Origin of the sequence: Nonomuraea sp. NPDC050022 (genome assembly GCF_044460705.1) — a bacterium.
Lineage (GTDB): Bacteria > Actinomycetota > Actinomycetes > Streptosporangiales > Streptosporangiaceae > Nonomuraea.
Genome location: NZ_JBITKE010000004.1, coordinates 347,292 through 370,623 on the forward strand (window position 1 = coordinate 347,292; position 23,332 = coordinate 370,623).

23 protein-coding genes are annotated in these 23,332 nt (G+C 70.3%); 5 read left to right on the forward strand and 18 right to left on the reverse strand.

Annotation, left to right across the window (positions count from 1 at the left end; translation table 11 throughout):
* Nucleotides 1–74: 74 nt before the first annotated feature.
* Genes hypE through ACIBO2_RS18200 form a run of 13 tightly spaced genes read right to left on the reverse strand, consistent with a single transcriptional unit; the run spans nucleotide 75 to nucleotide 9,895 of the window.
* A complete protein-coding gene (gene hypE / locus ACIBO2_RS18140; protein WP_358533947.1) occupies nucleotides 75–1,148 on the reverse strand; it encodes a hydrogenase expression/formation protein HypE in 1,074 nt (357 codons plus the stop codon).
* The gene (gene hypD, locus ACIBO2_RS18145) at nucleotides 1,145–2,272 is read right to left on the reverse strand and encodes a hydrogenase formation protein HypD (RefSeq protein ID WP_358533950.1); all 1,128 of its coding nucleotides are present in this window, start codon (nucleotides 2,270–2,272) and stop codon (nucleotides 1,145–1,147) included. The genes hypE and hypD overlap by 4 nt, the downstream gene beginning before the upstream one ends.
* A gap of 21 nt (nucleotides 2,273–2,293) precedes the next feature.
* Nucleotides 2,294–2,566, reverse strand: coding sequence for a HypC/HybG/HupF family hydrogenase formation chaperone (locus tag ACIBO2_RS18150; protein WP_358430780.1), 273 nt, complete (start codon nucleotides 2,564–2,566; stop codon nucleotides 2,294–2,296).
* Nucleotides 2,544–2,939 carry a hydrogenase maturation nickel metallochaperone HypA gene (locus tag ACIBO2_RS18155; RefSeq protein ID WP_397297990.1) on the reverse strand — a complete coding sequence of 132 codons (396 nt, stop codon included), beginning with the start codon at nucleotides 2,937–2,939 and terminating at the stop codon, nucleotides 2,544–2,546. The genes ACIBO2_RS18150 and ACIBO2_RS18155 overlap by 23 nt, the downstream gene beginning before the upstream one ends.
* A 7-nt stretch (nucleotides 2,940–2,946) precedes the next feature.
* Nucleotides 2,947–3,054 carry a DUF6893 family small protein gene (locus tag ACIBO2_RS18160; protein ID WP_397297992.1) on the reverse strand — a complete coding sequence of 36 codons (108 nt, stop codon included), beginning with the start codon at nucleotides 3,052–3,054 and terminating at the stop codon, nucleotides 2,947–2,949.
* Nucleotides 3,055–3,105: 51 nt separating this feature from the next.
* On the reverse strand, nucleotides 3,106–3,888 hold the full coding sequence (locus ACIBO2_RS18165; protein ID WP_397297994.1) for a hydrogenase maturation protease: 783 nt from the start codon (nucleotides 3,886–3,888) through the stop codon (nucleotides 3,106–3,108).
* Nucleotides 3,872–4,900 carry a hypothetical protein gene (locus tag ACIBO2_RS18170; RefSeq protein ID WP_358533957.1) on the reverse strand — a complete coding sequence of 343 codons (1,029 nt, stop codon included), beginning with the start codon at nucleotides 4,898–4,900 and terminating at the stop codon, nucleotides 3,872–3,874. Before ACIBO2_RS18170 ends, ACIBO2_RS18165 begins: the two co-directional genes overlap by 17 nt.
* Before the next feature lie 3 nt (nucleotides 4,901–4,903).
* On the reverse strand, nucleotides 4,904–5,581 hold the full coding sequence (locus tag ACIBO2_RS18175) for a DUF6084 family protein (RefSeq protein WP_358533960.1): 678 nt from the start codon (nucleotides 5,579–5,581) through the stop codon (nucleotides 4,904–4,906).
* Nucleotides 5,578–5,790, reverse strand: a complete 213-nt coding sequence (locus tag ACIBO2_RS18180) for a hypothetical protein (protein ID WP_358533963.1) — start codon at nucleotides 5,788–5,790, stop codon at nucleotides 5,578–5,580. The genes ACIBO2_RS18175 and ACIBO2_RS18180 overlap by 4 nt, the downstream gene beginning before the upstream one ends.
* On the reverse strand, nucleotides 5,787–6,506 hold the full coding sequence (locus tag ACIBO2_RS18185; RefSeq protein WP_358533966.1) for a DUF5947 family protein: 720 nt from the start codon (nucleotides 6,504–6,506) through the stop codon (nucleotides 5,787–5,789). The genes ACIBO2_RS18180 and ACIBO2_RS18185 overlap by 4 nt, the downstream gene beginning before the upstream one ends.
* Before the next feature lie 11 nt (nucleotides 6,507–6,517).
* On the reverse strand, nucleotides 6,518–7,033 hold the full coding sequence (locus ACIBO2_RS18190) for a NifU family protein (RefSeq protein ID WP_358533969.1): 516 nt from the start codon (nucleotides 7,031–7,033) through the stop codon (nucleotides 6,518–6,520).
* 9 nt (nucleotides 7,034–7,042) lie between these two features.
* On the reverse strand, nucleotides 7,043–8,836 hold the full coding sequence (locus ACIBO2_RS18195; RefSeq protein WP_358533972.1) for a nickel-dependent hydrogenase large subunit: 1,794 nt from the start codon (nucleotides 8,834–8,836) through the stop codon (nucleotides 7,043–7,045).
* A gap of 18 nt (nucleotides 8,837–8,854) precedes the next feature.
* Nucleotides 8,855–9,895, reverse strand: coding sequence for a hydrogenase expression protein HypE (locus tag ACIBO2_RS18200; RefSeq protein WP_358533975.1), 1,041 nt, complete (start codon nucleotides 9,893–9,895; stop codon nucleotides 8,855–8,857).
* Nucleotides 9,896–10,177: 282 nt separating this feature from the next.
* Between ACIBO2_RS18200 and ACIBO2_RS18205 the strand changes: the two genes are divergently transcribed.
* Nucleotides 10,178–11,083: a hypothetical protein gene (locus ACIBO2_RS18205; protein ID WP_397297998.1), complete on the forward strand. Its 906-nt coding sequence runs from the start codon at nucleotides 10,178–10,180 to the stop codon at nucleotides 11,081–11,083.
* A 20-nt stretch (nucleotides 11,084–11,103) separates the two neighbouring features.
* On the opposite strand, the gene ACIBO2_RS18210 is transcribed toward ACIBO2_RS18205, so the two are convergent.
* Nucleotides 11,104–12,066 (reverse strand): sulfotransferase family protein, encoded by a 963-nt coding sequence (locus tag ACIBO2_RS18210; RefSeq protein ID WP_397298000.1) that lies wholly within the window; start codon nucleotides 12,064–12,066, stop codon nucleotides 11,104–11,106.
* A 105-nt stretch (nucleotides 12,067–12,171) separates the two neighbouring features.
* Nucleotides 12,172–13,146, reverse strand: coding sequence for a Gfo/Idh/MocA family oxidoreductase (locus ACIBO2_RS18215; protein WP_358533984.1), 975 nt, complete (start codon nucleotides 13,144–13,146; stop codon nucleotides 12,172–12,174).
* A 155-nt stretch (nucleotides 13,147–13,301) separates the two neighbouring features.
* On the opposite strand from ACIBO2_RS18215, the gene ACIBO2_RS18220 reads away from it, so the two are divergent.
* Nucleotides 13,302–13,919: a TetR/AcrR family transcriptional regulator gene (locus ACIBO2_RS18220; RefSeq protein ID WP_397298003.1), complete on the forward strand. Its 618-nt coding sequence runs from the start codon at nucleotides 13,302–13,304 to the stop codon at nucleotides 13,917–13,919.
* 144 nt (nucleotides 13,920–14,063) lie between these two features.
* Here the strand turns inward: ACIBO2_RS18220 and ACIBO2_RS18225 are convergent, their stop codons facing one another.
* The gene (locus tag ACIBO2_RS18225; protein ID WP_358533990.1) at nucleotides 14,064–14,387 is read right to left on the reverse strand and encodes a hypothetical protein; all 324 of its coding nucleotides are present in this window, start codon (nucleotides 14,385–14,387) and stop codon (nucleotides 14,064–14,066) included.
* A 586-nt stretch (nucleotides 14,388–14,973) separates the two neighbouring features.
* Here ACIBO2_RS18225 and ACIBO2_RS18230 point away from each other — a divergent pair.
* Entirely contained in the window at nucleotides 14,974–16,530 is a 1,557-nt protein-coding gene (locus ACIBO2_RS18230; RefSeq protein WP_358533993.1) for a hypothetical protein, read from the forward strand.
* Here ACIBO2_RS18230 and ACIBO2_RS18235 read toward each other — a convergent pair.
* Nucleotides 16,527–18,608 carry a tetratricopeptide repeat protein gene (locus tag ACIBO2_RS18235; protein WP_397298005.1) on the reverse strand — a complete coding sequence of 694 codons (2,082 nt, stop codon included), beginning with the start codon at nucleotides 18,606–18,608 and terminating at the stop codon, nucleotides 16,527–16,529. The two genes, ACIBO2_RS18230 and ACIBO2_RS18235, sit on opposite strands and share 4 nt — an antisense overlap.
* Before the next feature lie 135 nt (nucleotides 18,609–18,743).
* Here ACIBO2_RS18235 and ACIBO2_RS18240 point away from each other — a divergent pair, with 135 nt between their 5' ends.
* Nucleotides 18,744–19,112, forward strand: a complete 369-nt coding sequence (locus ACIBO2_RS18240) for a hypothetical protein (protein ID WP_357938432.1) — start codon at nucleotides 18,744–18,746, stop codon at nucleotides 19,110–19,112.
* Between the two features lie 155 nt (nucleotides 19,113–19,267).
* Nucleotides 19,268–21,082 carry an asparagine synthase (glutamine-hydrolyzing) gene (gene asnB / locus ACIBO2_RS18245; protein WP_358533999.1) on the forward strand — a complete coding sequence of 605 codons (1,815 nt, stop codon included), beginning with the start codon at nucleotides 19,268–19,270 and terminating at the stop codon, nucleotides 21,080–21,082.
* A gap of 12 nt (nucleotides 21,083–21,094) precedes the next feature.
* Here asnB and ACIBO2_RS18250 read toward each other — a convergent pair whose 3' ends face one another.
* Nucleotides 21,095–23,329, reverse strand: a complete 2,235-nt coding sequence (locus ACIBO2_RS18250; protein ID WP_397298008.1) for a polysaccharide lyase 8 family protein — start codon at nucleotides 23,327–23,329, stop codon at nucleotides 21,095–21,097.
* Between the last annotated feature and the right edge of the window lie 3 nt (nucleotides 23,330–23,332).

A 23,332-nucleotide genomic window follows, 5' to 3' on the forward strand; every position in this document is an offset into this window, starting at 1 on the left:
CGGGACAGAGCGACCCGCTGACCACGACACCGGGAGCTCGGGACAGAGCGGCCCGCTGACCACGACACCGGGCGTCAGCAGATGCGCGGCAGCGGGTCGCCGACCAGCAGGTCCACGATGCGGGTGCCGCCGAAGGCGGTCCTCAGCAGCACCAGTCCGGGCGGATCCTCCCCGACCCACCCGATGATCGCGGCCCCGGCGCCGACCGGATGGCCGCGCATGATGTCCACCGCCCGCTCGGCGTGCTCGCCGTCGACGACGGCGACCAGCCGCCCTTCGCAGGCGACGTACAGCGGGTCGATCCCGAGCAATTCGCACATCCCGGTGACGGCGGGCTGGACCGGTACGGACTCCTCGTCCATCACCACGGAGACGCCCGAGGCGCCCGCCACCTCGTTCAGCACAGTGGCCACCCCGCCACGGGTGGCGTCCCGCAACGTCCGCACCTGGGTGGGGAGGGCGTCCAGCAGCTCGGCCACCAGGCCGTTCAACGGGGCGGTGTCCGAGACCGTGTCCGCCTCGATGCCGAGCTCGCCACGGGCCAGCATGATGGCGACGCCGTGCTCGCCGATCGGCCCGGACACGATGACCGCGTCACCGGGCCGGGCGGCGGAGATGGACGGCGTGGCCGGGCGTTCGACGACGCCGACCCCGGCGGTGGTGATGTAGCAGCCGTCGGCCTTGCCCCGCTGGACGACCTTGGTGTCGCCGGTGACGATCGTGACGCCCGCCGCCTCCGCCGCGGCCGCCATCGAGGCGACTATCCGCCGCAGGTCGCCGACCGGGAACCCCTCTTCGAGGATGAACCCGGCGGACAGGTACAGCGGACGGGCCCCGCACACCGCGAGGTCGTTCACGGTGCCGTTGACCGCCAGGTCGCCGATGTCGCCGCCGGGGAAGAACAGCGGGGAGACCACGAACGCGTCGGTGGTGAACACCGCGCGGGAGCCGTTCAGCGCCAGGGTGGCCCCGTCCTCCAGCGGGGCGAGCAGCGGATTGCGGAACGCCTCCAGGAAGACCGCGTCGATCAGGGTCCGGGTCGCCTTGCCGCCGGAGCCGTGCGCCAGGGTGATGCGTTCCTCCCGGACCACCGCGCGGCGGCGCCGTACGCGCTCGATCCGGTCGAGGACCTGCTTCTCGGTGGTCATGCCCGGGTCGCCTCCCGCACTCGTTCCCGGCTGAACCGGCCGAAGTTGTAGTACGCCGCGCACGCTCCCTCCGACGAGACCATGCAGGTCCCGATCGGCGTCTCCGGGGTGCACGCGGTGCCGAACACCTTGCACTCCCACGGCTTGAGCACTCCCTTGAGCACTTCGCCGCACTGGCACGCCATGGGATCGGCGATGCGCGTACCGGGGATGTCGAAGATCCGCTCCGCGTCGAAGGCGGCGTACTCCTCGGCCATCCCCAGCGCCGAGTGCGAGATGAAGCCGAGCCCCCGCCACTCGAAGTGCGGGCGCACGCGCATGACCGTCCCGATCGCCTCCATGGCGATCCGGTTGCCCTCCCACGGGACCACCCGCGCGTACTGGTTCTCCACCTCGCCACGGCCCTCGGCCAGCTGGCCGAGCAGCAGGTCGACCGCGTGGAGGATGTCGAGCGGCTCGAACCCGGCGACCACGAACGGCTGCCGGTAGTCGCGCGCGATGAACTCGTACGGCCGGCAGCCGATGACCGTCGAGACGTGGCCGGGCCCGATGAAGCCGTCGAGCCGCAGGTCGGGCGAGTCGAGGATCGCCTTGACGGCCGGGATGATCAGGACGTGGTTGCAGAAGACGGAGAAGTTGTCGATGCCCTCCTCGGCCGCCCGCAGCACGGTCACCGCCGTCGACGGCGCCGTGGTCTCGAAGCCGATCGCCATGAACACGACCCGCCGGTCCGGATTGTCCCGGGCGATCTTGAGCGCGTCGAGCGGCGAATAGACCATCCGGATGTCGGCGCCCTGGGCCTTGGCATCCAGGAACGTGGCCGCTCCCCCGGGCACCCGCATCATGTCGCCGAACGACGTCATGATCACATCGGGTTGCCGGGCGATGTGGACGGCGTCGTCCACCCGGCCCATGGGGATGACGCAGACGGGACAGCCCGGCCCGTGCACGAGCGTCACGGCCTCCGGCAGGTAGTCCTCGATGCCGTGCTTGTAGATGGTGTGCGTGTGTCCGCCGCACACCTCCATGAACTTGTACCGGCGTCCCGGCTCGCACCGGGCGGCTATCCGCGCGGCCAGCGCGCGGGCCGCGTCGGCGTCGCGGAACTCATCGACGAAGCGCATCGCGCTCCTTGCAGAGGAGGGTCATGAGATGTCCGATTCCTTGAGCGCGTCGATCTCGTCGGTGTAGGCCTGCCCGAGGCCGTGCAGCATGTCCATCACGGCCTTGGCCTCGGCCTCGGAGATCTTCGATAGGGCGAAGCCCACGTGGACGAGCACCCAGTCGCCGGGCTTGAGCTGGTCGTCGGCGAGCAGCCCCATGTTGATGCGGCGGCGTACCCCGCTGACGTCCACCATGGCGAGGTCGGTGTGCTCCTCGACGTCGCCCACCAGCTCACCGGGGATCCCGAGGCACATCGGCTTCCTCCTCGAACCGGTCTGATTCCAGGGCCGACCCGTCCTTGAACTGGACCGATTCCAGGACCAGCTCGTCGCCGCCGCGGACGTCCACGTCGTCGTCGCCGCACCGCGCGCAGACCGCGAGCACGTCGACGGACTCCGACTGGTGACCGCAGGCCCCGCAGTCCACGGTGGCGGGCGTGACGACGAGGTCGAGCGCCGCACCTTCGGCGGCGCTGCCCTCGGCGGCGAGCGCGAAGGCATGGTCGAACGCCTCGCCCACGACCGCGTGGCGGGCGCCGATCCGGACCCGCAGCCCGGTGACCCGCCGGCCGTCCGCCTGCTGCCGGACCAGGTCGACCAGGCCCTCGCACATTCCTAGCTCATGCATGAAGTGCCTACATCCTTCTCATGTTCAGGTAGCGCTTGATCTCCGGCCATTGCGCGGCGATCATCGCGACGACCGCGCACAGCGTCACCAGAGCCACCACAGGCCCCTTCCTCATCCGTTTCCACCTCCTCGGTTTTCGGTAACCCCGCTCCATCGATGGCTTCGATCAAGTCTCGACAAGGGATCGGACCGTCTTGAGTGCCGGGCCGAGGGCGGCGCGTACCGGCTCACTCAGCTCGACCAGCACGTCTTCGTCCGGCGCCCCGGTCATCACGGTCTCCGGTTCGCAGGCGACGACGAGCACCCGGCGCGGTATCCGGCCCAGCTCGGCGGCCAGCCGGAGCACGCGTACCGGGTCCATGCCGTGGGTCTCCATGGGCACGCCCGCCTCCGGCTCGGCCGGTTCGAGCACGGTCAGCGTCCCGGGAGCCTCCCCACGGGGCGCGGCGTCCACGAAGATCACCGTGTCGTAGTCGCGTTGCAGCGCGTAGGCCAGGTCCATGCCGCGGATCCCGAAGTCCACGACGTCCACTCCGGGAGGCAGGTCCTCGGCCGCCAGCAGCCGCGCCACCTCGACGCCGAAACCGTCGTCGCCCAGGAAGATGTTGCCGATGCCCGCGACCAGGACGCGGGCGGGCCGGCTCTCCGCGACGATCGGCTCCACCTCCTCGGCGGAGTAGAAGAACCGGTGTCCGGGCAGTTTCGCCTCTCCCAGGTCGCGGCCGGGATCCTCCTCAAGGGTGACGGCCAGGTGGAGGGCGCCCGCCTCGTCCTGTTCGACGCTCTCGACGACGGCCACCCGGCCGCCGAGCGCGAGGTCGAAGACGTCGGCGCGCGAACGTGGGCGCAGCCGCACCCGGCTGCCCGCGCCGAGCGTCACGCCGTCCACGATCACCGTGTCCGGGCCCCGTCGTTCCATCCGGGCCCAGAAGTCATCCGTCGCGGTCATGTACCGGCTCCTGTTCGATCAGCGGACGGATCTCGCGTACCGTGCCGTGCAACCGCATGAGCCGCTCGGGTGTGAGCGAGGCGCATCGGTCGAGGATCTCCCTGGCCCGGGGATCGCCGTCGCGGATCTCCCGCCGCTCCTCCTCGGTCAGGGCGAGCACGCTCAGGGTGAGCAACTGGTCGATCTCGGTGGCGTCGAAGAGGTCACCCGGGCTCTCCGGCGCGATCCGGGGGTAGTCGTACAGGATGATCGGCGCCGACAGCATGGTGTGCCGCTCGCCCTCCTCGCCCACCAGGACCGGCCAGGCGCCGGCGTTGTCGCAGCCTTCCGCGAGCGGCCGCAGCTCCTCCGGCGGGTCGGTCAGGGAGACGAACCCGCCGCGCGGCGCGTGCAGGACCGTGTGCGCGGAGAGGAACGCCTGTTTCAGCCCTTCGGTACGGCTGCCGCCCGCCCAGCCGGTCGTGTTGGCGACCTCGACGGTGATCCGGAAGAGGCCGGGCGCCGGGCGCTCCGCGCTGATCTCGACCCGCCCGCGCAGCCCCCGCCAGCTGCGCGAAAGCGCCCCGACCCCGCGCCCGTCCGGGCCGATCAGCCATTCGACGTCCCCGCCCTCGGGTATGTCGATGTCCACCACGGCGGCCCGCCGGACGAGACCCGCGAGGTCGAGCCCGAGCGCGGCGACCTCCCGCTCGGTCGCCTCGTCCCTGGCCACGTGGCGCTCGCCCCCGGCCGTCAGCTCCGCGACCGGCACGAGCTCCTCGCCGGTGCCGCGCGCGACCTGGCGGGCGACGGAGTGCAGGAAGCACACATGGACGTCGACGGTGTCGGCCGGGTCCGCCTCGATCAGCACCTGGGTGCGCATCAGCGAGGAGTCGCCCGTCTCGGCGCACCGCTCCGGGTAGACGCCGCCCAGGGTCCAGCGCTGCGCGTTCTTGAGCGCCGAGGGGCGGTAGGGCCACAGCAGGTAGCCCTCGTACAGCACCGCGCGCGCGACCTTTGTCACCTGGTCCATCGGTCAGCCCTCGCCCTGTCCACGTGCCAAAAGCGCCGTCACGACGTCGTCCCAGGTCGCCAGCGTGTGCCGGACCTTGTAGTCGTACAGCCGGTCGAAGGCGTCGCGGTCCAGCCGGAGCCAGGCGCCGCGCGGGAAGTAGTGCTCCATGACGTCCTTCCAGACCTGGACCGGCATCCGGAACGCGACGTCGGTGTCCCACGGGATCCGGGCCGCCCGCAGCAGGCCGGCGTCAAGGTAGAAGATCGTCCCGCTGAACAGGAAGGTCAGCGGGACCTCACCGTCCGGCAGGCAGTGGAAGTACTTGGCGACCGCTACCTCGAAGTCATACGTGCAGGCCACGTCGATGCTCGCCACCGTGTGCCCGTCGAAGCCGGGCACCTGCGTCACCGTCCGCGCCCACAGCAGGCTCCTCGACGTCCGGCCCCAATCCTCGGGCGCGCCGAACAGGTCGGTGAGCCGCCGCCGGGTGGGCGGGTCGTACTGGCGCCGAGCGGCGTCGATGCGGATGTGGGTGTCCAGCGCGACGGTGCGGATCGGCGACGGGCCGGCGCCGTCGATCCGCAGCGTGAACCGCACCGTCGGCACCGCGGCGAACTCCACCGCCTCGGCGCTCTCGATCACGAACCTGAGCGCCGGCGGCGCGTCCTCCCGCGTGGCGAAGGCGGAGTCCGGCCTCATGCCGGGGACAGGTTGGGCATGGCCGGGTCGATCGGGTCGTGGTCCTTCGGGTTGATCCCGGTGGATCGCGCCGCCGTCGAGCGGCCGTCGGGAAGGTGACCCGGTTGCTGCTCGTAGTTGCCGACCGAGTTGCCCTCGTGGACGCCCTTCAGGTGCGCGGTCATGTCGGGCCGCGCTTGGGGGCGGCCCACCTTGATGGAGCCGGTCATCGTGGAACTCCTTTCGACACGCCCATGGGCATGGGCTTGGCTCGGCGCCGCAGCTCGGTGAAGAAGGCGCCGACCTCGTTCCAGACGGCCTGGCCGCCGGCCAGGCCCTTCCAGTGAGACCTGAGCACGGCGACGAGGGCGAAGCAGTCGTCGATCGGCACCAGCCAGTGGTCTCGCGCGTCGCGCGTCCGGTTGACCAGCAGCGCCTCCACGTCGGGGGCCAGCCGCCGCAGCACGGGGTTGGCCTCCTCCACCGCGGCCCAGGCGGCCGGCTCGACCGCGGCCTCGACCGCGCCGGCCGGGCCGGGGTATCGGATCACGGTCCGGCCCTCGGCCGAGTCGTGACAGGCGAAGGCCATCTGGACGGGAATGTCCAGGGCCGCCCAGGTGGCGTCGTCGAGGACGAAGTCCGGCAGGTACCACCGGCGGTCGGGCACCAGGCGGTAGCGGTCCCCGTCGGCCGGTGGATGCTCGAAGAGCAGCGCGCACGGGCGGCAGGCACAGCGCGGTTCGCGGACCGCCGGTTCGAGCAGGTGCCGGTGGTCGGCGGGGATGGGCGCGGCACACAGCTCGCACCGGCAGAGGCTGTCGTCGTGGTCGGCCGCAGACTGGTCGGCCGCGGACTGGTCAGCCGCAGGCCGGTCGGCCGCGGACCGGCCGGCCGCATGTCGCTCGGCCGTCCGGTCGATGAGGCCGCGCAGACCCCCTCGTGCCATGTCGCGCTCCCTCACCACGTCCGCGCGCCGGGGTCGCGGCGCAAGGCGTCGATGGAGATCAAGACGGGTGGCGGGCCGATCTCCTCGATCTCCACCCGGTCAAGCTCCGGGGCCGCGTTGCGGATCGCCTCCTCCAGCAGAGCCGCCCGATCGGCAGTGCCGCAGCCGCCGCGACCGCGCAGGAGTCGTACGCTCGCCACACCGTCCGCCACGGCCACCGTCTCCACGGCCGCGCCGCCGAGCCGGGGCCGTACACCGCTCACGGCCTTCTCGACCCGGGCGGATACGTCCAGCGGGTGCAGGTCGTGCAGCACCAGCAGGTAGGAGACCAGTTCGTCCTGCGCGAGCGCCGGCCCGAGCCGTTCCCCGCCGATCGCGACGATCCGGGCGAGCGCCTCGCCGTACAGGTCGAGCAGCGCCTGGAGCACCTCGATGGTGGACTCCGGGTCGGGCAGCGACTCGACGCCGTCCAGCAGGGCGTCCACCCGGGCCAGCCGGTCGGCCACCTCACGGTCGGTCAGTGACATCGTCCGCCCCTAACCGGAGAAGCTCGTGCCCAGCGTCGGGGAGTGCACCTGCTTGAGCACCTTCCCGTCGCCGAGGTACATGTGGACGCCGCACGGCAGGCAGGGGTCGAAGCTGCGGACCGTACGCATGATGTCGATGCCCTTGAAGTTCTCCGGGCCGTTCTCCTCGAAGATGTGCATGCCCTGGACCGCGTCCTCGTACGGACCGGGAGTGCCGTAGACGTCCCGTGGGCTGGCGTTCCACGGTGTGGGCGGGTACGGGTGGTAGTTGGCGATCTTGCCGTCGCGGATCACCATGTGGTGGGACAGAACCCCGCGTACCGCCTCGTGGAACCCGCAGCCGATCGCGTCATCGGGCACGTCGAAGTCGGCGAAGACCCGCGTCCGGCCGGCGCGTACCTCGGCCATCGCCTGGTCCAGGAAGTGGAAGGCCATCGCGGCGGAGTAGGCGACGAAGTAGATGCGGGCCCGGTTGCGCTCGATCGTGTTTGACCATTTGGGGATCTTCCACTCGAACCGCATCTCCGGCAGGACCGCGCTCTTGGGCAGGTTGATCTCCACGCTGCTGCCGGTCGCCCGGACGCCTCCGGTGTCGACGATGCCGGCCAGCGCCGTCGTCCAGAGCCGCGCGAGGGCCCCGCCCCCGGTGTCGAGCGCGAGGTGATCGCCCGTGCGGTCGTCGTACCAGCGGGGGCTCATGACCCAGCTGTAGTTGCCGCCCGCCAGGTCGCGCTTCTGCGGCTTCGGCAGTGTGGTCTGGTTCCACGGATGACGCCGGTCCACCGGGTTGCCCAGCGGGTCGTGGGTGACGAAGACCTCCTCGTTCACCCAGTCGTCGTAGAACGAGCTGCCCAGCAGGATCCGCATGCCGAGGTTGATGTCCACCAGGCTCGTGGTGCGCAGCTCGCCGTCCAGGACGATGCCCGGAGTGACGAACATGCCCCGGCCCCACTCGCCCATGTTGCGGTAGTCGTAGTCGACCACGGCCGGGTCCTGGAACGAACCCCAGCAGCCCAGCATCGTCCGCCGCCTGCCGACCTCCTCGTAGCCGGGCAGCGCCTCGTAGAAGAAGTCGAACAGGTCGTCGTTGACCGGGACGACCTTCTTCACGAAGTCGAGCACCCTGAGCAGCCGGGACAGGTAGTCGGTGAACAGCTGGGGTGTCGCCACCGTGCCCACGCCACCCGGGTAGATCGTCGAGGGGTGTACGTGCCGCCCCTCCATCAGGCAGAACATCTCCCGGGTGACCCGGCTGACCTGCAGCGCCTCGCGGTACATCGCGCCGGTGAACGGGTTGAACGCCCGCATGATGTCGGCGATCGTCCGGTACCCGTGGATGTCGCCGTGCGGTGCCTCGGTGGTCTCCGCCCTGCGCAGCAGGGTGGGGTTGGTCTCCTTGACGATCTGCTCGCAGTAGTCGACGAAGACCAGATTGTCCTGGAACAGGGTGTGGTCGAACATGTACTCGGCCGCCTCGCCGAGATTGATGATCCACTCGCCCAGCGGCGGCGTCTTGACGCCGTAGGCCATGTTCTGGGCGTAGACCGAGCAGGTCGCGTGGTTGTCGCCGCAGATGCCGCAGATGCGGCTGGTGATGAAGTGCGAGTCCCGCGGGTCCTTCCCGCGCATGAACACGCTGTAGCCCCGGAACAACGAGGAGGTGCTCTTGCACTCGACGACTTCCTTGTTGTTGAAGTCGATCTTCGTGTAGATCCCCAGGTTGCCGATGATGCGGGTGATCGGGTCCCAGGACATCTCGACCAGCTGCCGAGTCTCCTGAGCCTCCTTGGATCGGATGGTCACCGCGACGTTCCCTCTCCCCTAGCTGTGGTCCGGTTGGTAGCCGCTGGTCAGCTCAGGCCGGTTGTGGCGCCACTTCGGCTCCTTGTTGACCGTCCTGTTGGTGATGCCGCGCAGCTTGCGGATGAACGACCCGTACGCCCCGGTGGCGGTGGAGGAGACCAGCGCGCCGGGTGGCTGGTCCATGAACGGCATGAACTTGTCCGGGAAGCCGGGCATCGTGCAGCCGATGCAGATGCCGCCCACATTGGGGCAGCCGCCGATCCCGCCCATCCAGCCGCGCTTGGGGACGTTGCAGTTGACCACCGGCCCCCAGCAGCCGACCTTGACCTGGCATTTGGGGGAGTTGTAGTCCTTGGCGAAGTCGCCCTGCTCGTAGTAGCCGGCGCGGTCGCACCCCTCGTGCACCGTCTTGCCGAACAACCAGGTCGGTCGCAACTCCTTGTCCAGGGGGATCATGGGAGCCAGCCCCGCGGCCTGGTACAGCAGCCAGGTCAGGGTCTCCATGAAGTTGTCGGGCTGCACCGGGCAGCCCGGCACGTTGATGATGGGCAGCCCGCCCGCCGAGCGGAAGTCGTGGCCCAGGTAGTCGCCGAGTCCCATGCTGCCCGTCGGGTTGCCCGCCATGGCGTGGATGCCGCCGTACGTCGCGCAGGTGCCGATCGCGACCACCGCCCACGCCTGCGGCGCGAGCCGGTCGATCCACTGGTTGACGGTGATCGGCTGTCCGGTGACCGGGTCGTTCCCCATGGACGTCCAGTAACCGTCGCCGTTGATCTGCTCGTTGGGGATCGACCCCTCGACCACGAAGACGAACGGCCGTAGCTGGCCCTCCGCGGCCTGGTGGAAGGGTGCCATGAAGTCCTTGCCCGTCTCCGCCGCCAACACCTTGTTGTGCAGACGCACCTTCGGCAGTCCGGGCACCAGGCCGAGAAGGACCGCTTCGAGGCTCGGATTGGAGGCCGCCGTCACCGAGACCGTGTCGCCGTCGCAGCTCATGCCCTCCGAGGTCCACAGTACGTGAACCTCGTCCACAGCGGTTTTCGTCGTGGTTTCGCTCATGTACCCGGCCCTCGTCTCGGCAGCTGGGGGAATGCCGTAGGTATCGCCCCTAATGACAACGAGTAAGCGTTCGATGCACATAGTGACCACGTCGATGGAGAAATGCGGACGACCAGGTCACTTCCCTTACCGATTCCTGCACATTCGGGGGCCCGGTCCGCATGATGCGCCCGCGTGGACCAGGAGCATGTATTATCCATACTATTTAGGTAGGAATAAGGGAATGCAAAGGGTCGGTGAGCAGCGGTGTCCCACTCCACGTCGTCGCCTAGCCTCGACTCCATGTCGAACCCCACGGACGTTCCCGCTGCCCTGCTCCCCGACCCTGACCGCGCGACCGTCGCGATCGCGCCGCCGATCGCGGGCGAAGGGCACTGGGCGGGGGGTCCCAGCGCGGTCGCGGCGGACGGGCTGATCTACCTCGCCTACCGGCTGCGCCGCCCCGTGGGGGAGGGACGCGGGTACGCGGTGGTGGTGGCCCGTTCAGTGGACGGCGAGCGGTTCGAGACCCTGACGACGATCACCCGCGAGGAGATGGCCGCCGAGTCCCTGGAACGGCCCACCCTGGTACGCACCGAGGACGGGCGCTGGCGGCTGTACCTGAGCTGCGCCACTCCGGGCACCAAGCACTGGCGGGTGGAGGTGCTGGAGAGCGACGACCCCGCCGGATTCGACCCGCGCTCGCGCGAGACCGTCCTGCCCGGCGACCCCAAGACCGGCGTGAAGGATTCGGTGATCGTCCGGCGCGACGGGAAGTGGCACCTGTGGGCCTCCTGCCATCCGCTGGCCGACTCCGACGAGGCCGACCGGATGGTGACCGACTACGCCACCAGCGCCGACGGCCTGGAGTGGACGTGGCACGGCACGGCGCTGAGCGGGCGGCCGAGGCTGTGGGACGGGCGGGGCGTACGGATCAGCTCGGTGCGTTTCGACGGCGACCGGGTGCTGGCCTTCTACGACGGCCGGGCCAGCGCGGCCGAGAACTACGAGGAGCGCACCGGGATCGCCATAGGGACCGACCCCGGCGAGCTGACCCCGGTGGGGACCGCCCCGGCGGCCATGTCGCCGCACGCGGGCGGCGGCCTGCGTTACCTCGACATCGTCGACCTGCCGGACGGCCGGATCCGGCTGTACTACGAGTACACCCGCGCCGACGGAGCCCACGAGCTGCGCACCGAGCTGCGCTGAGTTTTTTGGACCGCTGATCGTCAGGACGGGTGCGGGCGCCCGTTCCTGGACTGCCGCTGGCCGGGCGGCCGGCTGCCGACCAGGCCGCCCGAACGCTCCCTGGGCCTGAGCCAGTCGCTGAAATCCTCGCCGGTGACCCGCTGAAGGAGCCGGATGTCCTCGATGAAGTACGGAATGAGCTGCCGCCGCTGCTCCCAGGTCAGCGGGCGGCGCGGGGCGGCCCGCCGCTGGAGCAGCTGCTCGACGGGATCGGCCAGAGTGCCGGGCAGGAGTCGCCGGACCGAGGACAGCACTGCGTGCCGCGGGCTCGCGGCGGGATGCGCCGTCACGTTCTCCCTCGGCATCTCGGTCAGCAGCCCCCGCTCCACCCCGAGGAAGCCGCAGATCCGGTCGAGCGTGTCGGCCGGCCGGTCGACGAGGTCCCGGTAGCGGAAGAGCAGCACCTGCTCGCGCGGGAACAGCTCGTACAGGGCGGCCAGTTGCTCGCCGTACCTGCCGAGTCCCACGTAGTGCCAGAAGTGCGCCCACCCGGCCGCGATCCGTTTGCCCTCCGCCTCGCAGGCGCGCACCACGTCGCCGATCGGTTCGAGCCCGGCCGACCACAGGTGGGTCCAGTTGGAATGGGCGCGCTCGACCGGGTCCCGCACGATCACGATGAGCCTGGCCTGCGGGATGGCCGCCTTGATGCGCCGCTGCGCGTCCCGGTCGTACAGGTAGAAGGGCGTGCACTCGCCGGCCAGCGTCCCGGCGGGCGCCGCGGCGAACAGCGCCTCGTAGTCCGTAGGGCGCCAGACGTGCTCTCGGTACGTCTCCACGTCGCCGGGCCCGCCCCTGGCCGGTGGCGGGCCGTCGGTGAGGAAGTACTTGGGCTCCTTCACCTGTGGCAGGAAGAGCTGCGGATGCCGCTGGAGAGCGGCGTGCAGGGCCGTCGTTCCCGCCTTCGGGACCCCTACGACCAGGAAGTTCGGCATATCCACGGTCATCCCTCCAAATCCCGGCGCTTAACATCCAATTTCCTACCAGTTATATAGGATGTTCAAGTAGGCAATCGGACAGGGGATGCTCACCGTGTGAGGACCCGGGGCCGGTTACTGGATGCCGCGGAGGGGAAGTCCCGCCTTGCGATAGATGTCGTCGATGACCGTCATGTTGGCGACGGAGTCCGCCGGCGGGGTAAGCGGCGGAGTGCCCTGCTCCACCGCCGCCACGAAGGCACGCAGTTGGCAGGTGTACGTCGCCTCGCCCGCGACGCGCTCGCGGCGCCGCCGGCCGTCGACGGTCACGGTCATCCGGTGGAAGAGCTGCGGGGCGATGAAGTTCGTGATGCGCAGCGACCCGCGTTCGCCGTCGACCCGCGCGGCGATCTTGAGCAGGTTTCCCGACCACATGGAGGCGTGGATCCGCCCGGTCGCGCCGGTGGGGAAGCGCAGGTCGGCGGCCATCGCCCGATCGACGCCCGGCGATCGCAGCAGGGCCGCCGCGCTCACGACCGAGGGCTCGCCCGGCCCGAGCGTACGCAGGCAGTGCACCGCGTAGCAGCCCGCGTCCATGAGCGCGCCACCGCCGAGCTCCAGCGAGTAGCGGATGTCGGAGAAATTGGGGAGTGGAAAGCACATCCATGTCTCGACATGCCGGACCTCGCCGAGTTCGGTGGCGACGATCTCCAGAGCCCGTTCCATCAGCGGGTGATACCGGTAGTGGAAGGCCTCCATGACCACCACGCCGGACTTCGCGGCGGCGTCCGCGACGGACCGCGCCTCGGCGGCGTTGGAGGTGAACGGCTTCTCGGCGAGCACGTGCTTGCCCGCCTCGATCGCCTTGAGCGTCCACTCGGCGTGCAGGGCGTTCGGCAGCGGGTTGTAGATGGCGTCCAGGGAGGAGTCGGCGATCACTTGCTCGTAGGAGTCGTGGACGAGCGGGATGCCGTGCTTGGCCGCGAACTTCCCGGCCCGCGACCGATCCCGGGCGGCCACCGCCGCCACCTCGACCTCGGGCACGGCGCGGGCGGGCTTGACGAGCGCCATGGGGGTGATGCGAGCTGCGCCGAGCGTCCCGATTCGCATGATCGCATGATGCCAGACCGGCGGGCCGTGTGTCGCTTTGCCCGGGCTTGACAGCCGATCTGTTGGAGTGGACGGGGTTACCTCGCGCGTGGAGGAGCGAGACGCGTTCAGGACACAGGACGTTCAGGACACAGGGCGTTCAGGAAAGGAGCGGCGTGGAAAGGATCATCTCGGCCGCGACGCGGTTGTTCGCGGCCCTCGGATACGACGCGACGACGATGGGGCAGATCGCCGAGGCCGCCGACCTGGACATCGATACCGTCATGGAACTCGCCGGTTCGAAGCGGGAGCTCTATCTGGCGGTGATGGGGCGCGGGTACACCGAGCAGAAGACCCTGTTGGAGCACGCACTCGCACGTTTGGACGAGTCGGGAGCGCCGCAGCTGGCGGCGAGTGTCCACGCCCTGGTCGACGACTACCTGAACTTCTGCCTCGACAACCCCGACATCTCCGCGCTGCTGATGCACCGCTGGCTGGGCGACGCAGCCGATCTGCAGAACCTGGAGCAGATCTACAACGAGCCGTTGGTCCATGCGGTCTACAGCAAGTTCAACAGCGCCGCCGAGGCGGGCCTCATGGACTCCGAGGCCGACGTGGAGCTCTGTGTGCGAGCGATCGCCTGGTCCGTCATCATTTTCGTGCGCTACGCCACGATGAGCACGCCTCTTTCCAGCTTCTCCGAAGGCCAAAGGAGCGTGGACCGCTTCCGCACCCACCTGCACCGGATCACCACCCGGATGCTCGGCTTGTCGCCCCCGAGCACGACTTCCTGACTCCCCATCAGGGGCCTGGTTCCGGCCGACGCGAGATTCCGGAATCACCACCAAGCGCGCCGAAGAATGCGCCTTACATGGGGGATCGCTCCGCGCGATGATGCCGCGCGGAGCGACCGTTGTGCGTGGGTCGGTGCCGGTGGGTCAGTGGTTGTTGTGATCCCACCAACCGTTGTCGTGGTGGTGATCCCACCAATGGCCGTGACCGTGACCGCCCATGCCGCCACCGCCGCCGCCGCTCTTGCACCACTGCTTGGACCAGTGGCCGTGGCTCCAGCAGTACTTGCACCAGTTGTGGTGGCTGTCCCACTTCCACTTGCACTTCTTGGCCACACTCTGCGGCGTGCCCACGAGCTGGGCGGTGGGCGGGCAGGCGCTCGCGGCGCTGGCGGCCTGCGTGGTGGCCGTTCCGGTGACGATGACGGTGGACGCCGCCAGGGCGGCGCTGAGAAGCAGACGCTTGAGCACCAGAGATCACTCCCTGAATGACGATCGTTCCCCCGATGATGATGGGGATCGGATGAGAGCGCCGGATTCGGTTTCCCCGGGATACGCCGATACGGCATGAACATATCCCACCATAATCGCGGCGAGCGGTCCGGTCTCCCGGCGACAGGCAAAACCTCATTTCACAACATGCCTCTACATAATACGAATGCGCCAGATATGTCGGGAAATTCGGCATTGCGTGCGGGGAGGCACCTCAAAGCATCGCGCCGGGAATTCATCGTCTTCACTGGAGAGGCGGTCGGCGCTTCCCCTGGCTCTTCAACGACACACCAGGAAAATGGTAAATGACGGAAAAGGTGATTGCCTGGCGCTCGCCCACGAGCGGTTCTCCCAGACCGGCCGCCCGCGCCACCGCATCGACGGGACCTCCCGGGGAGTGGGCGTCCGCGTACCATGTACGACGGGTTCGCGGCATATGGTGGGCTTTTACTGCGGAATCGGGCCGGTCGGAGTGGTGGTGAGCGGCGAGGGTTGGCTTCGTGTACCGATCGGCTCCGGGTCTCGTCGTTGGCGCACGGTCGGCACCAGCCGGAACATCCTCGCGGTGGCGCGTACGGTCACCTCGGCGAGCCGGCTGCTGGACGTGCTGCCGCTGTTCCGTTCGGACCCCCGTGTCCAGGTGCTGTTCACCGTCGCCGCGGGTTCGGCGTTCGACGACGGGATCGGCGACTATCTGCGGGACGTCGAGGCACGTGTCGTCTCCTGGGCGCAGGCCGTGGACACGCCGTTCGACCTGGCCGTCTCCGCCAGCGCCAACGGCGACCTGCACCGGCTGAGGGCCCCGCTGCTGCTGGTCCCGCACGGCGCCGGGCACAACCGGCTGCTCCCGTCCGCGGGCGGCGTCTCGGGTCTCGCCCGGCGCCAGCTGGTGCACGACGGCCGGCTCGTACCGGCGGCCATCGCCCTGCCGCACCACGAGCAGCTGACCCGGTTGGCGGGCGAATGCCCGGAGGCGGTGCCTCTGGCCGTGGTGACCGGCGATCCGTGCTTCGACCGGATCCTGGCGAACGCCGCGCGGCGCGACCGCTACCGGCGCGCCCTCAGCACCGGTGACCGCAAGCTGGTGCTGATCAGCTCCACCTGGGGCGAACACTCCCTGCTCGGCGCCAACGACGACCTGGTCGCGCGCCTGACGGCCGAGCTGCCGGTGGACGAGTACCAGGTGGTCCTGGCCGCGCATCCGAACGTCTGGTACGGCCACGGCGGTCTGCAGGTCCGGCTGTGGCTGGGGGACGCCCTCGACACCGGCCTGGTGCTGCTCCCTCCCCGGCAGGGCTGGCAGGCGGCGCTCCTGGCGGCGGACGTGGTCGTGGGCGATCACGGGTCGGTCACCTTCTATGGCGCCGCGCTAGGCCGCCCGACCCTTCTGGCCTCGTCCGGTCGCGAGGCCGAGGAGCTCGATCCGGCCTCCCCCACGGCCGCGCTGTCCCGGGCGCTGCCCCGCCTCGACCCGCGGCGGGATCTGCTGGGGCAGATCGAGCGGATCATGGAGACGTACCGGCCGGGTGCCTATGACGAGATCACCGAGCGGACGCTGGGCGAGTCCGGCCGGGCGGGCACGTTGTTACGGCACGTCGCGTACCGGCTGATGGACCTCGAACCCGGACCCGAGCCCGCCGCCACCGCGCTGCCCGATCCCTTGGGGGAGCGTGGCGAGGTGCTCTCGTTCCTGGTCGAAGCCGAGGTCCAGGACGGCACCGTGTCCCTGCGCCGCTTCCCCGTGACCGGCGCGGACCTTGTGACCGGCGAGGGAGACCGCGTACGAGATCCGCATCTCGTCGTGGACGCCGAGGAGCCGGACCGGCGGCGGCTGGAGACCGCGGCCATCATCGTCCGAGGCGACCCGGCCGACGGCTGGGCGGCGGAGACCCTGCGGCGCTACCCCGGCTGTCTCATGGCGGCCGAGGTGGCCGGTGCGCGGCGGGTCCGCCTGGCGCTACGAGACGGGCGGCGGCTCGACGTCACCGCATCCGCCGGAGCGCGCGGCGACCTCGACCCCCGGTGCCTGCCGTCCGCGGTGTACGGCTGGCTGGTCAACGGCGACGGCCCCTTGACCACTGTCCGGGTCGGCGACCGGGAAGCGGCCATCGACCTCGCTTAACCGCCGCCCAGGCGGGCGCGGAGTTCCTCGGCCTTGGGCAGGTTGCCGGAGGCGAGGCAGACCGCGATGGCCTGCCGCAGATAGACCTCGGCGTCCCTGTGATCGAGGTCGGCCAGCAGCTCCAGGGCACGCGTCTGCTTGGTCGGAATGCGGCGCTCGCGCATGATGTCCGCGGCGATCCGCGCCGAGTGCAGCGCCTGCGCGGAGTGGCCGAGCTCGCGGTGGGCCGCACCCAGAACGAGGTAGATCTTCCCCTGGCTGAGCTCGTCACCAGCCGAGATCATGAGAGCCAAGGCCCGATCGAAGGCGGCGATCGCCGCTTCGTGCCGACCAGCGCGGCTGTGGACCAGGCCGAGATGGTAGCTCTGCAGGCCGATCCCCCGGGTGTTGCCCAGCCCCTCGTGGATGGCCAGCGCGGCGGCGAAGTGGGCGGCGGCATCCTCCATCAGCTCCCGGGCCTGACCGAGCGGCTCGAGGGCGGCCGCTTGGGCCAGGGCGGCCTGGCCGAGCGACTCCAGGACGACCGCCTCCATCCTCGGGTCAGCCGCCTCGCGGGCCGCCTGATGCGCGTGGACCAGCTCGGCCTGGGCCTGGTCGGTCTCGCCGAGCTCCAGGTGGGCGCGGGCCACCTGATTCCGCATCCTGGCCTCCACGGCGCGGTCGCCGACACGCAGCGCCGCGGCCACGCCCAGCCGGTTGGTCTCGATCCAGTCCGCGTAGTGCTTGCGCTCGTGATAGAGCGGCCACAGGGCCTCGGCCAGCTGCCAGACCAGCTCGTCCCATTCACCCGCCGCAACCGCGCGCAGCAGCGCGAGCACGTTGGGGCGCTCCTTCTCCAGCCAGTCGAGGGCCGCGCCGGGCGTGGCGAACGGCAGGCCGACGGCCGACAACCGCTCCCGATGGTCGGCCAGGCGCAGCCGGGGACCCATGGCGGCGTCGGCGGCGGCCACCTGCCCCAGGTACCACTCCGCCACTCGCCGCAGCGCGGCTTCCCGCGCCTCGGGCGGGTCCTCGCGCCGCGCGCACCGGGCCGCGTGCAGCCGGACCAGGTCATGGAAGCGGTAGGTGTCGTCGTCGAGCTCTTCGACGAGACTCGCGTCGAGCAGCAGGTCCAGCGCGTGGTCTGGCTCGCTCTCCAGGACGGCCCGCGCCACCCCGGCCGAGAAGCCGGGGCCGGGCAGCGTGCCCAGCAGGCGGTAGAGCCGGGCCGCCTGCTCCGGCAGCCCGGTGTACGCGGAGTCGAAAACCGCTTCGACGATCGCTCTGCCCTCCGTCATCAGGTGGTCCAGCCGTCGTTCGGCGTCCCGCAGCTCGCCGACCAGCCGGTCGACCGTCCACGTAGGCCGTTGGACCAGCCGCGCCCCGGCCACCCGCAGGGCGATCGGCAGGCCGCCGCACAGCCGTACGAGCTCGCTCACCCGCTCCCGCTCGGCGGCGACCCGGTCCTCGCCGAGCATGCCCGAGAGGAGTCGTACCCCCTCCTCGTCCTGGAGCGGCGCGACCCTGACCGGCCGCGCCCCCGCGACCAGCAGCTCGCCGAGCTGGTGGTGGCTGGTCACGACGACCGCGCTCGCGGCGGAGGCGGGGAACAGCGGCGTCACCTCGGCGGCGTGCTCGGCGTCGTCCAGCAGCACGAGCAGCCGCAGGTCGGCCGTCATGGAGCGGAACATGGCCGCCCGTTCCGGCAGCTCCGCCGGGATCCACTCCTCGTGGACGCCGAACGCGCGCAGGAACCCGCCGAGGACGTCGCTGACCTCGGTGCCGCCCCGGTGCCGCAGCGCGCCGAAGTCGGCGTACAGCTGGCCGTCACTGAACCGCTCGTGGACCTGGTGCGCCCAGCGGCGGCTGACCGCGCTCTTGCCGACTCCCTTGAGGCCGCTGACCACCGCGATCGCGGGCCCCTCCTCAAGGAGAAGCAGGCGGTCGAGCAGCGCCAGCTCCGTGGTCCGGTTGACGAAGCCGGGTGGCGCGGCGGGCAGCTGCCTGGGGATCCGTACGGGCGGCGGAGGCGTGGCGCCTATGGTCACGGACCCTATGTCCCTGGCCTGCACCACCCCGCCGGACACCTGTCCGGACACCTCGTTGCGTATATCAGCGTCGTTCGCCTGCCCAGCGCTCTCCGGCCCAGCCACGGTTCAGTAGTGTTCCGGCCGCACTGGATCGTGGCAAGCGGAGCGCTAGTCTGAAAGAACGTCCTGACGAAAAGAGCTGCGATGGATCCGAGCGTCATTCCCGCGCTGGCGGCGGTCATCTCCGCAATAGTCGGCGGCGCCGCGGGCGAAGCCGGCAAGAATGCCTGGACCTCTTTGACGGGCCTCGTACGCCGACGTTTCGGCGACGACGCCGTGGCCGCCATCGAAACAGCGCAGACCCCGGAGGAAACCGCCAAAAGCCTGGTCGAACGCGCCCAGGAAGACGCTGAATTCGGACAGAACCTCACGTCGTGGACCACGGAGACGGCCCGGCTCGTCCAGACCAAGCACGACGTGTCCAACACGATCAGCGGCGACGCCCGGATCACCGGCCCAGTGCTCCAAGCGGGTGACATTTTCGGGTCGATCAATTTCGGCAAATCCAGTTAAGGCTGAAAGGTCCGCCCGATACCGCCATTCCAGCGGTTAAGTGCCTGATTTGTACGAGTCCTTCCGTTCCCGTCCATAGACCAACCGCCTACGCGCGGATACGTTGCACGTATCCCGATATGACGACACCCCCAAACCCTTGGGAGGACTCTCGCATGTGCGGAATCGCCGGATGGGTGGACTTCAGCCGCGACCTGGCCAGTGAACACGGCACCGCCCAGGCCATGACCGAGACCATGAGCTGCCGCGGCCCGGACGATCGGGGCCTGTGGCTGTCACCGCACGCCATACTCGGCAACCGGCGGCTCGCGGTCATCGACGTCGAGGGCGGCCACATGCCCATGACGGCCGAGGGCCCGGTCGTCATCACCTACAGCGGGGAGATCTACAACTTCGTCGAGCTGCGGGCCGAACTGGCGGCCAAGGGGCACCGCTTCCGCACCAGGAGCGACACCGAGGTCGTGCTCCACGGCTATCTCGAATGGGGCGCGGGCGTCGCCGACCGGCTCAACGGCATGTACGCCTTCGCCATCTGGGACGACCACGCCCAGGAGCTCCTGCTGGTGCGCGACCGCCTGGGCGTCAAACCGCTCTACTATTACCCGCTGCGCGACGGCGTACTGTTCGGCTCCGAGCCGAAGGCGATCCTCGCCAACCCGCTGGTCGAGCCGGTGGTGGACACCGACGGCCTGCGCGAGCTGCTCACCTTGGGCAGGAGCCCGGAGCGGGCCGTCTTCAAGGGCATGCGCGAGCTGCGCCCCGGCCACCTGCTGCGGGTACGCCGGGAAGGGCCGGCCATCCGCCGCTACTGGGCACTGGAGCCGCGCGAGCACACCGACGACCTCGACGTCACCGTCAGCACGATTCGCGCCCTGCTCGAGGACATCGTGGGCCGCCAGCTCATCTCGGACGTGCCCTTGTGCAGCCTGCTGTCGGGCGGCCTGGACTCCAGCACGATCACCGCGATGGCCCGAAAGCACGGGCAGATCCGGTCCTTCGCCGTGGACTTCGCCGGATACGCCGAGCAGTTCCAGCCCGACGAGCTGCGCGGTGATCCGGACGCGCCGTTCGTACAGGAGCTCGCGCGCTACGTCGAATCCGACCACACCGACATCATGCTCGACACCGCGGAGCTGACCGACCCGCGCCTGCGCTCGTCGGTGGTGCGTGCCTTCGACATCCCGAACTTCCTCGGTGACATGAACGGCTCCCTGTACATGCTGTTCAGGGCGATCCGCGAGCACTCCACCGTGGCCCTGTCCGGAGAGTCGGCCGATGAGCTGTTCGGTGGCTACGCGTGGTTCCACCTGCCACAGGCGGTCGAGGCCGACACCTTCCCGTGGCTCGCGATGGTCATGCGTGACCACGATCCGGCCGATCTGCTCGACAAGGCGCTGTTCGACCGGCTCGACCTGCCGTCGTACACCGCCGACACTTACCGGAGCGCGCTGGCCGAGGTGCCGTACCTTCCTGGTCAGAACGCCCTCGAACGGCGGATGCGGGAGGTCTGCTACCTGCACCTGACCCGGTTCCTGCCGGTCCTGCTGGACCGCAAGGACCGGTTGAGCATGGCGGTCGGCCTGGAGGTCCGCGTGCCGTTCTGCGACCACCGGCTGGTCGAGTACGTCTTCAACACGCCGTGGGCGATGAAGACCTTCGACGGCCGGGAGAAGAGCCTGCTCCGCGCCGCCGCCGGCGACCTGGTGCCCGAGTCGATCCTGCGGCGGGTCAAGAGCCCTTACCCGGCGACCCAGGACGTCGCCTACGAGCAGGCGCTCCGCGACACGTTGAGCGACCTCGTCCGCGCCGGGAAGGCGCCGGTCCTGCCGCTGCTCGACGCGGCGGGCGTCAGGGAGCTCACCGTGGCCCCGGTCGGCAAGACGACCACGACGATGTCGAGGATGAGCCTGGAGCTGGCCCTGGACCTGAACGTCTGGCTCGAGTCCTACGGCGTCCGCCTTGACCTGTAGCCCGGCTCGCCTCTAGCCCAGCCGTACGGTGATCGTCTTCGAGCTGCCGCCCCGGTCCGACAGCCGCCCCCAGCGGAGGGTGAGCCGCGCGCCCGTCGTGGCGCTCACCAGGAGCGGATGGGCGCGCAGCACCCGGGTCACCGGCCGGTCCCAGATCACGGTCAGCTCGCTCAGGTCGCGCCGGGGATCCGACACGGTCAGCGTGGCCGTGCCGTCGCCGCCCTCCTTGACGAGGACCGCGCACGGAGCGGAGGCGGTCAGGCCGCCGACCGCTCCGGCGTTCCAGAAGTTGACGGCGGTCAGGCCGAGCGACGGCACCTGAACCCCCTGCTGGCGCGCGGTGTTGGCCAGGACGCGTAACCAGGTCGGGTCGGTGGCGCGGGCGCGGGTCCGCGCCGGGGTCGCGCCCGGGAGGAGCACGTAGAAGTAACCGGCCGCGTCCGGGTCTGTCCCGTGGTCGAGCCAGAGGGTCACATAGCTCCGGGTCACCGAGCCGGCGGCGCGGTTGTCGCGCAGCGTGCGCAGGAGGCCGTGGAAGACGTAGCCGCCGTGGCCCGCCAGGTGCGCCCAGCCCGCCTTCTGGTCGAGGGTGAGGAGCGCGCCGGTCCGGCGGTTGTCCACGATGGTCTCGACCGGCACACCGTCCCGCCCGGTGATCCCGGCTCCCAGGCAGATCACGGCGTCGTCGAGGAAGAACCACGACTTGAACGCCTCCATCGTGCTCTGGAGGCCGTTCAGGTGCTGGCCGACCGTCGCGTACCTGCCGTCGGTGGCGCCGCCCACCCAGCGGCCCGGCGGGCAGGTGTCACCCCACGCCGCGCCGGCGCCGTCGGCCAGCCGCTTGGTGGAGACGGTCGTGCCCGGCAGCCGGTAGGGGTCGACGGTGGCCCAGAAGGAGTCGGAGTACTGGTCGCCGTGGCCCTTGGCCCACCAGTAGAGCATTCCCGAGCCGGTGTGCCAGCCGCGTAGGTTCTCGCCGTTGCCGTGCTCGTAGTGGCCGATCCGGTAGGAGGCCATGCTGAGCCCCGCGCACCAGCCCGGCCCCCGGTGGACGGCGCGGGCGCTCATCGGCAGCAGCCTGTGCCCAGCCGGTTCCGGCGCGGCGGGGATCGTCTCGTCGTCCAGGATCGCGGCCAGGCGGGCGTGGAACCCGAGGTCGGCCTCTTCGAGCATCGGCTGGACCGTGTCACGTACCGCCCAGCCCTTGACCATGCCCTGCCAGCGGGTCCGGGTCGCGACGGGCGCCGAGTCCCCGAGCAGCAGGATCGCCGAGGCGATCAGCCGCCCCCTCCTGTGGTCGCCGTACGGATCCCGGCCGATCCCCCGCCCGCTGACCAGGTCCATGCAGAAGCCGTCATGGACGAACGGCGCGAATGACCGCTCGACCATGTCGAAGAGATTCGGGGCGGCGAGCTCCCACGGAGTGCCGCGCAGCACCGCGAACAGCGTCGCGAGGCCGGACAGCATCACCATTCCGTATCCGCCCTGGTAGGGGATGGTGGTGTGCTGGATGAACGAGCCGTCCCGGTAGAAGCCGTCGCCCTCGGTGACGTACGGGAAGATCGGGTCCAGCGCCGAGACGGCCAGCGCGGCCTTGTCCGCGTCGGATCTGAGGATGGCCCGCAGCAGCGTCACCGTGCACAGGTCGACCCGGTTGGCTCCGGTGCTGTTGCCGCTGTAGTCCTCCAGGCGCCATTCGGGCACGAAGTGGTCCACGGCCTCGCTCAGCGCCCGGCTCTGCTGGTCCGTCAGGTGCGGGCCGATCAGCAGGGCCACGTCGAGGAGCCGCTTCGGGGTGCCGATCTGCCAGGGCCACCAGTTGCCGACCGGGCGGGCGCCCGCCGCGTACACCTGCCGCCGGTAGTGGTCGAGGCCGGTGGCGACGGCCGCGGCCAGGCTCGCGTCGCCGGTCAGGCCGGTCCCGGGTAAGGCGTACGCGCGGGCCATGGCCTGCAGCCGCACCGGGGTCTGGACGAAGGACGGAAATGCCAGGCCGGGCCAGAGCGACGTGCCGGTCGGCGCCATGGTGTCCCGGTAGCCGGCCGCCGTGCTGCCCAGTAGTAAGAGCCTGGTCCGGTACGGCTCCGCGGTCGCGTCGAACCCCGCGCCCGCCGTCACGTCGCGCCACCGGCGGCGCAGGAGGGCGAAGTCCGCCGGGTCGGCTGATCCCCGCGCGGCGGGGACCAGCCCACCGGCCACGGCGGCACCGCCGAGCCGCAGGAACAACCGCCTGGAGTACTCGTTCACGCA

What these genes read in the sequence shown, in the direction of transcription:
- hypE (WP_358533947.1), bottom strand. Translation starts at nt 1,148, where the DNA reads ATGACCACCGAGAAGCAGGTCCTCGACCGGATCGAGCGCGTACGGCGC.
- hypD (WP_358533950.1), bottom strand. Translation starts at nt 2,272, where the DNA reads ATGCGCTTCGTCGATGAGTTCCGCGACGCCGACGCGGCCCGCGCGCTG.
- ACIBO2_RS18150 (WP_358430780.1), bottom strand. Translation starts at nt 2,566, where the DNA reads ATGTGCCTCGGGATCCCCGGTGAGCTGGTGGGCGACGTCGAGGAGCAC.
- ACIBO2_RS18155 (WP_397297990.1), bottom strand. Translation starts at nt 2,939, where the DNA reads ATGCATGAGCTAGGAATGTGCGAGGGCCTGGTCGACCTGGTCCGGCAG.
- ACIBO2_RS18160 (WP_397297992.1), bottom strand. Translation starts at nt 3,054, where the DNA reads ATGAGGAAGGGGCCTGTGGTGGCTCTGGTGACGCTGTGCGCGGTCGTC.
- ACIBO2_RS18165 (WP_397297994.1), bottom strand. Translation starts at nt 3,888, where the DNA reads ATGACCGCGACGGATGACTTCTGGGCCCGGATGGAACGACGGGGCCCG.
- ACIBO2_RS18170 (WP_358533957.1), bottom strand. Translation starts at nt 4,900, where the DNA reads ATGGACCAGGTGACAAAGGTCGCGCGCGCGGTGCTGTACGAGGGCTAC.
- ACIBO2_RS18175 (WP_358533960.1), bottom strand. Translation starts at nt 5,581, where the DNA reads ATGAGGCCGGACTCCGCCTTCGCCACGCGGGAGGACGCGCCGCCGGCG.
- ACIBO2_RS18180 (WP_358533963.1), bottom strand. Translation starts at nt 5,790, where the DNA reads ATGACCGGCTCCATCAAGGTGGGCCGCCCCCAAGCGCGGCCCGACATG.
- ACIBO2_RS18185 (WP_358533966.1), bottom strand. Translation starts at nt 6,506, where the DNA reads ATGGCACGAGGGGGTCTGCGCGGCCTCATCGACCGGACGGCCGAGCGA.
- ACIBO2_RS18190 (WP_358533969.1), bottom strand. Translation starts at nt 7,033, where the DNA reads ATGTCACTGACCGACCGTGAGGTGGCCGACCGGCTGGCCCGGGTGGAC.
- ACIBO2_RS18200 (WP_358533975.1), bottom strand. Translation starts at nt 9,895, where the DNA reads ATGAGCGAAACCACGACGAAAACCGCTGTGGACGAGGTTCACGTACTG.
- ACIBO2_RS18205 (WP_397297998.1), top strand. Translation starts at nt 10,178, where the DNA reads ATGTCGAACCCCACGGACGTTCCCGCTGCCCTGCTCCCCGACCCTGAC.
- ACIBO2_RS18210 (WP_397298000.1), bottom strand. Translation starts at nt 12,066, where the DNA reads ATGACCGTGGATATGCCGAACTTCCTGGTCGTAGGGGTCCCGAAGGCG.
- ACIBO2_RS18215 (WP_358533984.1), bottom strand. Translation starts at nt 13,146, where the DNA reads ATGCGAATCGGGACGCTCGGCGCAGCTCGCATCACCCCCATGGCGCTC.
- ACIBO2_RS18240 (WP_357938432.1), top strand. Translation starts at nt 18,744, where the DNA reads ATGGATCCGAGCGTCATTCCCGCGCTGGCGGCGGTCATCTCCGCAATA.
- asnB (WP_358533999.1), top strand. Translation starts at nt 19,268, where the DNA reads ATGTGCGGAATCGCCGGATGGGTGGACTTCAGCCGCGACCTGGCCAGT.